We start from the raw sequence: 11,032 nt of genomic DNA, 5'->3' as shown, positions 1-11,032 counted from the left end.
CCCTGATCCATCGATCATGGGGGGCTCACCTTCGAAATAATTCCAACATCGGAAAAGGCCTTGCGAGCGACGCACGGCCGGTAGCAATCCAGCGCCATTCCAGCATCGGACGACCGGCGGCGGCATAAGCCGCTCACCTCATCAGGGGCTCAGCTTGAACATTCGCAAATTCATCGGTGGCACCAGCCGCGACGCGTTACGGCTCGTACGCGAAGCGTTGGGTGCGGACGCCGTCGTTCTGTCGAACCGCACGCTCGACGACGGCAGCGTTGAAATCGTCGCGCTCGCGGACCGCGACCTCGCGGCGATCGCGCCGGCCGATGCTGCCGCGGCGCAAGGCCTGGGTGGCTCGAACGCTCAGGGTGGTCAAGGCGGCCCGTTCGCGCAGCCCTCCGCCGCCATGACGCAAATGCCGCGTACGCCGCGCGCTGCGCTCGGCGCGGCCCCGGCGGCGCTCGCCGCCCCGATCGGCGCTGCGAACCCCTACGCGAGCGGCATGCCGGACGTGTTCTCGTCGGTGTTCGGCGCGAGTCCGGAAGTGGGTGCCGAAAATGGCGGTGCGAGCGCCGACGCCGATGCGGATGGCGATCACGCCGCCGACACCGCTGTCTCGCTCGGCCACGAGGCGGCGGCCGTGTCGGCCGCCATTGCGCCGCTTTCGCCTTCTTCGCGCGCCGCGGCGGGCCAGCAGGCCGCGCAATCGGCGATGCCGCAGACGCTGCAATCCGCGATGCAGGCGTCGCAATCGCAGCAAGCCGTGCCACATGCGCACTCGCCGCTGCAAATGGCGCTGCAGGCTGCGACCGAGTCGCTTGCTTCGCCGGCCTTTGCGCCATCGTTTGCGTCGATGACGCCGGCCGCGAACGCCAGCACCCCGGCCGCCGCACGTGAAGCCGCAGCGCGCCTCGAGCAGGCCGCCGGCGCGTCGGCGAGCGATGCGCCGCGCACGATGGCCGAGTCGAACCCCTGGCTGATCGATCACGCTCGCCGTATCGCGAACCAGCAGAGCGCGCCGCGCGTGCCGGGCATGTCGCCCGCGGCCGCCACGGCACGTGGTCTTGGCAATATCGCCGATCCGGTGCTGCCGCCTGACGTCGACGCCAGCACGCCCGACTGGGCGCTCGAGGCCGCTCATGTCGCCGCGCGCCGCGCGGCGCAGCGCCTCGGCCACGGTCCGGAGGCCGCGGGTCCGGCGCCGGGCAGCCGCAACGCGCAGGGCGTCGATGGCGCCAACGCGGCGCAAACCGTGAGCGAAGCGATCCGCTCGCGCATCGAGCAGGTCGTCAACGAAACCGTGATGAACGAGCTCGCCTCCATGCGCGGCATGATGGAAGAGCAGTTCGCGGGCCTCCTGTGGGGCGAGCGCCAGCGCCGCAGCCCGGTGCAGGGTGCGCTCACCAAGCAGCTGTTCGCCGCGGGCTTCTCGGCGCAGCTCGTGAAGATGATGATCGACCGTCTGCCCGAAGTCGAAACCGAAGAAGCCGGCATGGAATGGCTCCAGTCGGTGCTCGAATCGAACCTGCCGGTGCTCGAAGACGAAGAGGCGCTCATGGAGCGCGGCGGCGTGTTCGCGCTGATGGGCCCGACGGGCGTGGGCAAGACCACGACCACGGCGAAGCTCGCCGCGCGCTGCGTGATGCGCTTCGGCGCGAGCAAGGTGGCGCTCCTCACCACCGACAGCTACCGTATCGGCGGCCACGAGCAGCTGCGCATCTTCGGCAAGATCCTTGGCGTTTCGGTGCACGCGGTGCGCGACGGCGCCGACCTCCAGCTAGCGCTCACCGAACTCAAGAACAAACACATCGTGCTGATCGACACGATCGGCATGAGCCAGCGCGACCGCGCCGTGGCCGACCAGATCGCCATGTTGTGCGGCGCCGGCCGCCCGGTGCAGCGCCTGTTGCTGCTCTCGGCGACCAACCACGGCGACACGCTCAACGAAGTCGTGCAGGCCTACCAGAGCGGCCCGGAAAACGCGCCGCTCACGGGCTGCATCCTCACCAAGCTCGACGAGGCGACCAACCTCGGCAGCGCGCTCGACACCGTGCTGCGCTACAAGCTGCCGGTGCATTACGTCTCGACGGGCCAGAAGGTCCCGGAGAACCTGTACGTGGCGACGCGCCGCTTCCTGATCCGCAGCGCTTTCTGCATTCCGCGAGAGAGCTCGCCGTTCGTGCCGCACGAAGACGATATCCCGGCGCTGCTGTCGGCACTCTCGACGCGTTCGAATTCGCAGGCTCCCGAGGTCAGGTTTGGATAAGTTCGTAATCGATCAAGCCGAAGGACTGCGGCGGCTTCTCGCGCGCGAAGGCTCGCGCGTGGTCGCGGTGACAGGCGGTGCCGGTTCGCCCGGACGCACGACCGCCGTGGTCAATCTCGCGGCGGCGCTCACCGCGCAGGGTAAAGACGTGCTCGTGATCGACGAGTGCCTGGGGCCCCGTTCGGTCTGTTCGTTGGTAGGCAGCGTGCGCGGCGCGGGCAACTTCGCCGCCGTGATGCGCGGCGAGCGCACGCTCGACGAAGCCGTGGGGCGTCACGCGCTCGGCTTCGGCGTGCTGGCCGCCTCGCGCGACAACCGCGCGCAGTACACGTCCGCACAGCTGCAAAAAGTCATTTCGGGCCCCGCGGACATCGTATTGATCGACGCGCAGCTCGATGCCGAAGGCGCGCTGTCGCCGCTCGCCATGCACGCGCACGACGTGTTGATCGTCATGCGCATCGGTGCGCAGTCGATCACGGACGCCTATGCGTGCATGAAACGGCTGCACTTCGCGCATGCGATCGCGCAGTTTCGCGTGCTCGCGAATCATGTGGCGAACGCAAGCGATGCGCACACCGCGATCGAAAACCTCGCTGGGGTGGCGAGCCGCTACCTGAGCGTGTCGCTCGAGCGCGCCGGAAGCGTCGCCGCCGATCAGCACATGGCGCAGGCGCTCAAGCTCGCGCGCTGCATCGTCGATGCGTTTCCTTCGACGCCTGCCGCGCGCGACTTCCGGCACCTGGCCGCCGAACTGCCGCACTGGCCCATGCGACCCGCGGTTTCGGCGTGCTCGCCGGCCACGGCGCGCGCCAGCGCAGCGTTCGTCCCAACGGACGAAGAACTTGAAGCGGCGGGCGACGCACCCGCCGACGACCTGGACGGCGCGCCGCAAGCCGGCGTCCAGCTGCACGCTACGCATGCAACAAACGCCGCACACAGCACGCTCGCCGCGAACGCCGATACGTTCGTGGCAGGCGTGACGGGTGTGCATCCCGCACCCAACGCAACATCCGCGTCCGCTTCGGCCCATGTGGGCTGGCGGACCGATACGCCCGCGCAGCGCACGTCGCCGCAGCACGTCTGACGTGCGCACGACGACGCCAATAAGGGACATGAGAAGTGGAGAGCACGATGTCGATGTATAACGCTCAAGGAAAAATTTCGCAGGCCGACGTGCTTGCGAAGTACGCGCCGCTTGTCAGACGGCTTGGCTTGCAGCTCGTGGCCAAGATGCCGGCGAGCGTGGACCTCGACGACTTGATCCAGGCCGGCATGATCGGCCTGCTCGACGCGGCCAACCGCTACAAGGAAGATCAGGGCGCGCAGTTCGAGACCTATGCGAGCCAGCGCATTCGCGGCGCGATGCTCGACGAGCTGCGCAGCAACGACTGGCTGCCGCGCAGCCTGCGCCGCACCTCGCGTGAAGTGGAAAGCGCGGTGCATCAGGTGGAGCAGCGGCTCGGGCGCTCGGCGAGCGAGACGGAGATCGCCGAGCATCTGAGCATGCCGCTCGACGAATATCAAAGCATGCTGCAGGACCTGCATGGCAGCCAGCTCATCTACTACGAAGACTTCGACCGCTCCGCCGAGGACGAACCGTTCCTCGACCGCTACTGCGTCGATCATTCGGATCCGCTTTCGGCGCTGCTCGACGACAGCCTGCGCGGCGCGCTCGTCGAGGCGATCGATCGGCTGCCCGAGCGCGAGAAGCTGCTCATGTCGCTCTACTACGAGCGCGGCATGAACCTGCGCGAAATCGGCGCGGTGATGGAGGTGAGCGAGTCGCGCGTGTGCCAGCTGCACAGCCAGGCGGTGGCGCGCTTGCGCACGCGGCTGCGCGAGATGTCGTGGGCCGGCCAGGAGAATTGAGGCGGTAGACGCCGCGCGGTGGCTAGCGTGGGCCGGGTGCGGTGAAAGAGCCGGGGTGCGAGAGCGCTCCGGCTTTTTTGTTGGCGCACGAATGATCCACATGGTGCCATTTTGTCACCATGCGTGATATAGTGGCTCCATTCCGTGGATGGGGATGAACACGGTCCAGCCGGACTCGAGTTGCCACTGAGGCGGAGTGCCTCATGTCTCGCTTTTGAACCTCGGACTCTGCATCCGCCAAACGATGTAAGCGCGTGCCGGCCCGAAAAAAGGATGAACAATGGCTATCAACAACGGTATGGAAAACTCCAGCCGCGGGCGAATCACTGCCCGGTTGAGCGCGGAGAAGCAGGAAATCCTGCAGCTTGCTGCAGATCTTTCGGGCAGTACCCTTAACCAGTTTATTGTGCAGGCCGCGCTTAGGGCTGCGGAGCAGGTCATCGAGCAGGAAGAGGTCATTCGCTCCATCCGCCTGACGATGGACGAATCGAAGCGCTTCTTCGCGCTGCTGGATGAGCCGCCGCAGCCCAATGAGGTGCTGCAGCGCGCGATGGCTCGCTTCAGGAAGAACAAGAGTGGAAACGCAGATTCGTCAGCTGAGGGAGAGCGATGACCGCAACAGCTTCGATTGCGGCGTCGATTCGATGAGCGAATGGATTCGCCACGTAGCGAACCAGCATCAGAAAAAGAATCTATCTCGCACTTACGTTGCTGCGGTATCGTCTGCACCGCGCACGATAGCCGGCTACTACGCTCTTGCGGCGACAGCAGTAGAAACGCAAGGAATGCCTGGTGCGCGACTGCCGAGGAGCGTGTCCGCGGTCCTGCTCGCTCGACTGGCGGTAGACATGCGGCACCGAGGCCAGGGCCTTGGCGAATATCTGCTTATGCACGCACTGGACGTCGTCCTGACAACCGCAGACACGGTGGGCGTGCAGTGTGTTCTCGTCGATGCGCTCGATGAGCGTGCTGCGGGGTTCTATCGGAGATACGGGTTCGAGTCGTTCACAGCTGCGCCGCGCAGGCTGTTCCTGCCCGTCGCGACGATCAGGCGGGCATGAAGGCCCTGCGGTCGTATCGGCCATCCAGGCCATCCATCGCCCCAAACAAAAAAGCCGAAGCGTCGCCGCTTCGGCTTTTGTCTTTGGCGAACGAGGCGAACGGTGTGCCCGAGGCGCTTACAGCCCGAACGCCGGTAGGCGCCCGTCGGGACCGTACAGCATCGCGCCGTTGCCCGTTTCGCCGCGCAGGATCGAGAGCGCGCGGCGGTTATGTTCCATGCGCGTGCGGATCATCATGCCGATCGTGAGATTCTTGCGGCGCGCGCGCTCGGTCGAACCCTTGAGCAGCGCCCATTGGCTCGCCAGACGCGTGTCGCCGTCGCAGGCCATTTCGATGCCTTTGCGACCGCCGGGGAGGCCGAGGCCTGCCAGTTGCGCGTCGCGCGCCTTTTCGAGGCCCGCGAGACGCTGCGTGAGCGTCGTCTTCTGCTCGACGATCTGCGGGAGCGCCTCCATGCCGTCGGCCGACACGAGCGCCTTTTCTTCATAGGCGAGCAGCGACGCGAACGCCTCAACCGTGGCGTGTTCGTCGATCAGGGTGGCCAACAAAGCATCTTTCATTGCAAGGCACCAAAAAAAGCGAAGTGTGCGCGGCGCTCGTGCGTCGAACGTCAGTTGCCCGACGTCGGCTTCATGAGGTCGCGGGCGGTCTGGATCACGCCGTCGGCAATCTTGCCGGAGTCGATCTGCAACGTGCCGTTGCGGATCGCGTCCTTGATCGACTGCACGTGCGCCGTGTCGATGTCGGCGGAGCCGCTCGCGGCGAGCGAGCGCATCGTCGACGAAAGCGACGAGAGGCTCACGTTCGCGCCCGCAGCGCTCGCGCTGCTTGCCGCGCCGGAGGCGGCCGCGTTGTCGGTGCTGGCGGCGCTCACGCCAGTCGAATCGCCTTGCGAACGCGCGAGGCCATCCTGCAGCGTGCGCGGATCATTGCGGGTGGAGGAGTCAACTTTCACGATGGGCTTTCCTGATCGATTTGACCTTGATAACGGCATAGGTCGGGCCGAACTTTAGCGCGAAAATCCCACCGTTACACGCTGTTACGTGTGCTGGCGCACAAAGCCGGAAATCGCCGGATCAGGCCACCAGGCGGGACTGAATCCGCCGGGATCCGGCCCTTACCAGATCTTGCCGGGCCTAGATTTGCACCTGCACCGTGCCGGCGTCCTTGACCACGCCGGAGATGATCTGGCCGCCGCTCGTGCGCACGCGCACCTGCTGCCCGGGCGCGGCGTTGTTGAGCGCGCTGCCTTCGGCGGAGATCGTGAAGTTGCTGCCCACGGCGATCACCTTGACGGTTTGTCCGATCACCACCGAGGCGGCGCTGCGCAGCATGTCGGTGCGCAGCGGCAGGCCCGCGGAAATACGCGCGAGCGCGACGGCGCCCGTCGCCTGGTTGGGATCGGTGATGATGGTCTGCGGCAGGCTCGCGAGGTCGCCCGCGCGCGGCATGAAGTCCGCGGCCGAGAGGGCTTCGCCCGCGCCGATCTGGCGCGAGGCCACGTAGTAAGTCACGTCCACGGCAATGCGCGCGCTCACATAGAGCGTCCACGGCTTCGCGCCGATGCAGCGCATGCCCACGGTCGTGCGGCCATACGTGCGCGCGCCCGGCGGCATGAACGGCTCGAGCGAGGTGCAGGCCGCGAGGCCGCGCGGGAACACCGGCGCGACCGTAATGCTCACGTGGCCCGGCAAGCCCGCCGACTGCTGCTGCAGGAAGGCGAGCGCGACGGTGCGGATCGATTCGCCGTCCTGCTGACCGGGCGGCGTGGCCTGGACGTTCGTGGCGACGGCGCTGGGATTGGTAGCAGGAGGCGCGCTGGTGCTTGCGTTGACCACTGGCTTCGCGGGTGCGCCTGGCGCCGCGCCGGCGTCCACGACTACCGCGGCGACGCGGTTCGCGGCGCTCTGCAGATTCACGCGCTGAAGCGTGCCCGCGTTGTTCGGGTTGGCCGTCGGCACGCGCATGGGCTGGGCGGGCGCACCCGGCGCGGGAATCGTGACGATGCGCGGCGCGTCGCCTTGGGGCGCGCGCTCGCCGGGGCCCGGAATCGTGATCATGCCGTTCGACTCGACACCCGCGCGCGCATCCTCGGGCACGCCGCGCGAATTCAGATCGGCGTAGCTGGCCGCGCGCAGCGGCGCGGCATCACGGGCCGAAGCATTGGTGGCCGTAGCCACGGCAGGCTTCTTCGCGTTGCTGGCGAGCAGCGCGTTCATCTGCGGGGCGTCGGAGCCCGCGCGGTCGCCGTTGCCCGCAATGAATATCTGGCCGCCCGCGCCCTCGGGTTGCGGCGCGGTTTGCGCATGAGCGAGCACGCCGCCGATGGCGCAAGCAAGCACGCACGTCCAGGACGCGCTCCACGACAGCGCGCGCGCACGCCGCTCCAGGCCGGCGTGCGGCCTGAGGAAAGAGGCAGTCTGCGGCATCGTCGTTCTCCATCGAATGCATTGACACGCCTCGCATTCTAGGCGGCGGCCCCCGCGCGCTTGCGTCGAATAGAGGGGCGCTTTACCGGCTATTCGTCCGATTGGTTCTTGCCACCCCCGCCTAATATTCCACTCCATGCGCAAAGGCCTTCGGACCACGCGCCTAACGTTTGCGCCGGTTTCCTCGCCGATGGCGGGCCCACCGCGCTCACGACGAATCCTTTTTCGCTTCACGGAGAACGCCCGATGCTGGACAAACTCGATGCCGAATTCGCCTTTGGGCGCGAAGCGCTCGACGTGCGCGCCACGCGGCAGGCATTGATCTCTTCGAACATCGCGAACGCCGACACGCCGGGCTACCAGGCGCGCGACGTGGACTTCGCGGCCTCGTTGGCTGGCGCGCTGCGCCAGCAAGGCGCGGGCGGCACGGCGGGCATGGCGGCTACCTCGGGCGGCAACGTCCAGCCGCTCGCCATGGCGCAGCCCGCGGGCGTGACGAGCGGCATGCAGATGGCGGCCACGGAGTCGGGCCACATGGCCGGCGACGCGAAGCTGATCCCGACGGGCGGCCCGGCCGATACCTACAAGAGCCAGCTCATGTACCGCACGCCGGTGCAGCCCGCGCTCGACGGCAACACGGTCGATCTCGACACCGAACGTGTGCAGTTCGCCGACAACGCGCTGCACTTCGAGTCGGGTATGACGGTGGTCTCGCAGCAGATCAAGACGATGATGTCCGCGATCAGCTCGGGTTCGAGCTGATCGCCGCGCGCGCGAAGCCGGAATACGCAGTAACGAAGCCATGAACGACCAACGCGCGCGTGACGCGCACCTGATGTGAGGTCAACGAAACCATGCCATCCCTGATGAACATTTTCAGCGTTGCGGGCTCCGCCATGACGGCGGAATCGCAGCGTCTGAACGTGACGGCGTCCAATCTCGCCAACGCCGACAGCACGACCGGCCCCGACGGCCAGCCGTACAAGGCGAAGCAGGTCGTGTTCGCGGTCAATCCGCTCGGCGGCGCGCGCACGGCCTCGGGCCAGCAGGTGGGCGGCGTCAGGGTGACCGGCGTGGTGGACGACCCCACGCCCATGAAGCAGACCTACGACCCCGACAATCCTTCCGCCAACGCGGACGGCTACGTGACGATGCCCAACGTCGATCCGGTGCAGGAGATGGTGAACATGATCTCGGCGTCGCGCTCGTACCAGGCCAACGTCGAAACGCTGAACACGGCCAAGCAGTTGATGCTCAAGACGCTCACTATCGGGACGTAACGCAGGGACGTAACGCAGGGACGTAAAGCGGCGACCTGAAGCACGGCACGCACTACGCAGTAATACAGAGACCAGCGGGCGCGAAACGAAGCAACGCCCGCCACCACCACACGCCAAGCACGAAGCGCAATCGAGGGAGAACGCGTTGAGTTCCAGCAACACAACCATCGGCGGCAGCACCGCCACCGTGTCGCAGCAACTGCTCGACACCATGAACGGCACGAGCTCGGCCTCGTCGTCGTCGAGCGGCACGAGCGCGAGCGATCTGCAGACCACCTTCCTGCAACTGCTCGTCGCACAGCTGCAGAACCAGGATCCGACCGATCCGATGGACAGCTCGCAGATGACCTCGCAGCTCGCCCAGATCAACACGGTTTCGGGGATTCAGCAGCTCAACACGTCGCTGTCTTCGCTTTCCACGCAGCTTTCGGCGGGCCAGAACGCGCAGGCTGCGCTGCTCATCGGCTCGACCGTGCTCGCGGCGGGCAGCAGCGCCACGGTGTCGAGCGGCTCGGCGCCGCAGCTCGGCGTGACGCTGCCTTCGGCGGTTTCGGACGTCAAGCTCACGATCACGAACTCGGCAGGCCAGGTCGTCAATACGCTCGACCTCGGCGCGCAGTCGGCCGGCACCGTGCCGGTCGTCTGGAACGGCAAGGACAGCGCGGGCAACACGGTCGCCGACGGCACTTACACGATCAGCGCCACCGCGACGACCAACGGCCAGTCCGCCACGGCCACCGCGCTCGTCGCGAGCCAGGTGCAAGGCGTGGTCCAGCAGTCGGACGGCACCGCGAGCCTCTCGCTCGCCAACGGCAAGACGGTCCCGCTTTCGAGCGTGGGCGCCATTCTCTGAACACGATAAACGCGGAGTAGACAACCATGGGCTACCAGCAAGGATTGAGCGGCCTCGCCGCGGCGTCGAACGACCTCGACGTGATCGGCAACAACATCGCCAACGCGAACACCGTTGGCTTCAAGCAGAGCACGGCGCAGTTCGCCGACGTCTACGCGAACACCATCGCGACGTCGGTGGGCAACCAGATCGGCCTCGGCGCTTCGCTCCAGACCGTGCAGCAGGACTTCTCGCAAGGCACGATCAACACGACGGGCCAGGCGCTGAACGTCGCCATCAACGGCAACGGCTTCTTCCAGATGTCGAACAACGGCACGATCACGTATTCGCGTAACGGCGTGTTCCAGCTCGACAAGAACGGCTATATCACCGATGCGTCGGGCAATGACTTGATGGGCTATGCGGCCGGCGCAAACGGCGTGATCAATTCGGCGCAGACCGTGCCGCTGCAAGTGCCGACCACGAACATCGCGCCGGTCGCGACGAAGAACATCACGGCGCAGCTGAACCTGAACGCGCAGTCCACGACGCCCACCACGACGCCCTTCAGCGAAACCGACTCGACGAGCTACACGTATTCGACCTCGGTGACGGCCTACGACACGCTCGGCGGCGCCCAGACGGTCAACATGTATTTCGCGAAAGACGCGGCGAGCGGCCAGTGGAACGTTTATGCGGGTCAGGCCGGCTCGGTGACGCAGATCGGCACGGCACAGTTCAGCTCGTCCGGCGCCCTCCAGAGCATTACGGCCACGGCCCCGGCAACGACCAACGGGACCACGTCGCTCTCGTTCAACATTACGCCGACGGACGGCTCCACGACGCCGCAGCCGCTGACGCTCGACCTCACGGGCACGACGCAGTACGGCTCGGCCAACGGCGTGAACAACCTCGCCCAGGACGGCTACCCGAGCGGCACGCTCTCGAACTTCTCGATCGGCGCGGACGGCACCATCACCGGCAACTACTCGAACGGCCAGACCATGGCGCTCGGTCAGGTCGTGCTTGCCAACTTCAACAACCCCAATGGCCTCGTGAACCTGGGCGGCAACCAGTTCCAGCAAACCACGGCGTCGGGCGTGGCGCAGGTTTCCACGCCGGGCAGCACGAATCACGGCTCGCTCACGGGCGGCGCGCTCGAATCGTCGAACGTCGACCTGACGAATCAGCTCGTCGACCTGATTACGGCACAGCGCAACTATCAGGCGAACGCGCAAACCATCAAGACGCAGCAGACCGTCGACCAGACGCTGCTGCAGATGTAACGCGCCTAACCACG

The 11,032-nt window shown here is 66.6% G+C and carries 11 protein-coding genes and 1 pseudogene; 9 read left to right on the top strand and 3 right to left on the bottom strand.

What is annotated here, in order from left to right:
* The first annotated feature begins 154 nt into the window (after positions 1 to 154).
* The 5 genes and pseudogenes from flhF to JMY28_RS31520 all read left to right on the top strand — a co-directional run bounded on the left by flhF (position 155) and on the right by JMY28_RS31520 (position 5,190).
* Positions 155 to 2,260 carry a flagellar biosynthesis protein FlhF gene (gene flhF, locus JMY28_RS31540; RefSeq protein WP_201699831.1) on the top strand — a complete coding sequence of 702 codons (2,106 nt, stop codon included), beginning with the start codon at positions 155 to 157 and terminating at the stop codon, positions 2,258 to 2,260.
* Positions 2,253 to 3,035, top strand: a pseudogene (locus tag JMY28_RS31535) (nucleotide-binding protein); the annotation flags it as partial. The gene flhF and the pseudogene JMY28_RS31535, both read left to right, overlap by 8 nt.
* A gap of 362 nt (positions 3,036 to 3,397) precedes the next feature.
* Complete coding sequence (locus tag JMY28_RS31530; RefSeq protein WP_201699864.1) at positions 3,398 to 4,129, top strand: RNA polymerase sigma factor FliA; 732 nt, start codon at positions 3,398 to 3,400, stop codon at positions 4,127 to 4,129.
* Positions 4,130 to 4,409: 280 nt separating this feature from the next.
* Entirely contained in the window at positions 4,410 to 4,742 is a 333-nt protein-coding gene (locus JMY28_RS31525; protein ID WP_201699830.1) for a type II toxin-antitoxin system TacA family antitoxin, read from the top strand.
* The gene (locus JMY28_RS31520; protein ID WP_236597130.1) at positions 4,705 to 5,190 is read left to right on the top strand and encodes a GNAT family N-acetyltransferase; all 486 of its coding nucleotides are present in this window, start codon (positions 4,705 to 4,707) and stop codon (positions 5,188 to 5,190) included. The genes JMY28_RS31525 and JMY28_RS31520 overlap by 38 nt, the downstream gene beginning before the upstream one ends.
* Positions 5,191 to 5,307: 117 nt before the next feature.
* Here JMY28_RS31520 and JMY28_RS31515 read toward each other — a convergent pair whose 3' ends face one another.
* The 3 genes from JMY28_RS31515 to flgA form a co-directional block, all read right to left on the bottom strand.
* Positions 5,308 to 5,751, bottom strand: coding sequence for a flagella synthesis protein FlgN (locus JMY28_RS31515; RefSeq protein ID WP_201699829.1), 444 nt, complete (start codon positions 5,749 to 5,751; stop codon positions 5,308 to 5,310).
* A 50-nt stretch (positions 5,752 to 5,801) separates the two neighbouring features.
* Positions 5,802 to 6,146 carry a flagellar biosynthesis anti-sigma factor FlgM gene (gene flgM / locus JMY28_RS31510; protein ID WP_201699828.1) on the bottom strand — a complete coding sequence of 115 codons (345 nt, stop codon included), beginning with the start codon at positions 6,144 to 6,146 and terminating at the stop codon, positions 5,802 to 5,804.
* Positions 6,147 to 6,327: 181 nt separating this feature from the next.
* Positions 6,328 to 7,620, bottom strand: coding sequence for a flagellar basal body P-ring formation chaperone FlgA (gene flgA / locus JMY28_RS31505; RefSeq protein ID WP_236597129.1), 1,293 nt, complete (start codon positions 7,618 to 7,620; stop codon positions 6,328 to 6,330).
* 246 nt (positions 7,621 to 7,866) lie between these two features.
* Between flgA and JMY28_RS31500 the strand changes: the two genes are divergently transcribed.
* From JMY28_RS31500 to flgE, 4 genes are all read left to right on the top strand, one after another.
* Positions 7,867 to 8,382, top strand: coding sequence for a flagellar basal body protein (locus JMY28_RS31500; RefSeq protein WP_201699827.1), 516 nt, complete (start codon positions 7,867 to 7,869; stop codon positions 8,380 to 8,382).
* A 92-nt stretch (positions 8,383 to 8,474) separates the two neighbouring features.
* Positions 8,475 to 8,900 (top strand): flagellar basal body rod protein FlgC, encoded by a 426-nt coding sequence (gene flgC / locus JMY28_RS31495; RefSeq protein ID WP_042269015.1) that lies wholly within the window; start codon positions 8,475 to 8,477, stop codon positions 8,898 to 8,900.
* 211 nt (positions 8,901 to 9,111) lie between these two features.
* Complete coding sequence (locus JMY28_RS31490) at positions 9,112 to 9,753, top strand: flagellar hook assembly protein FlgD (RefSeq protein WP_201699861.1); 642 nt, start codon at positions 9,112 to 9,114, stop codon at positions 9,751 to 9,753.
* 26 nt (positions 9,754 to 9,779) lie between these two features.
* The gene (flgE, locus tag JMY28_RS31485) at positions 9,780 to 11,018 is read left to right on the top strand and encodes a flagellar hook protein FlgE (RefSeq protein ID WP_201699826.1); all 1,239 of its coding nucleotides are present in this window, start codon (positions 9,780 to 9,782) and stop codon (positions 11,016 to 11,018) included.
* Positions 11,019 to 11,032 lie beyond the last annotated feature (14 nt).

It is taken from the genome of Paraburkholderia hiiakae (assembly GCF_904848665.1).
In the GTDB taxonomy this organism is placed as follows: Bacteria; Pseudomonadota; Gammaproteobacteria; order Burkholderiales; family Burkholderiaceae; genus Paraburkholderia; species Paraburkholderia hiiakae.
Note: the sequence above shows the minus strand (reverse complement) of the source record. Positions and strands in the feature narration are given on the sequence as shown.

Bases quoted from the DNA above. Each gene is read 5' to 3' on its own strand.
- JMY28_RS31530 (WP_201699864.1), top strand. From the start codon at position 3,398: ATGTATAACGCTCAAGGAAAAATTTCGCAGGCCGACGTGCTTGCGAAG.
- JMY28_RS31525 (WP_201699830.1), top strand. From the start codon at position 4,410: ATGGCTATCAACAACGGTATGGAAAACTCCAGCCGCGGGCGAATCACT.
- JMY28_RS31515 (WP_201699829.1), bottom strand. From the start codon at position 5,751: ATGAAAGATGCTTTGTTGGCCACCCTGATCGACGAACACGCCACGGTT.
- flgA (WP_236597129.1), bottom strand. From the start codon at position 7,620: ATGCCGCAGACTGCCTCTTTCCTCAGGCCGCACGCCGGCCTGGAGCGG.
- JMY28_RS31500 (WP_201699827.1), top strand. From the start codon at position 7,867: ATGCTGGACAAACTCGATGCCGAATTCGCCTTTGGGCGCGAAGCGCTC.
- flgC (WP_042269015.1), top strand. From the start codon at position 8,475: ATGCCATCCCTGATGAACATTTTCAGCGTTGCGGGCTCCGCCATGACG.
- JMY28_RS31490 (WP_201699861.1), top strand. From the start codon at position 9,112: ATGAACGGCACGAGCTCGGCCTCGTCGTCGTCGAGCGGCACGAGCGCG.
- flgE (WP_201699826.1), top strand. From the start codon at position 9,780: ATGGGCTACCAGCAAGGATTGAGCGGCCTCGCCGCGGCGTCGAACGAC.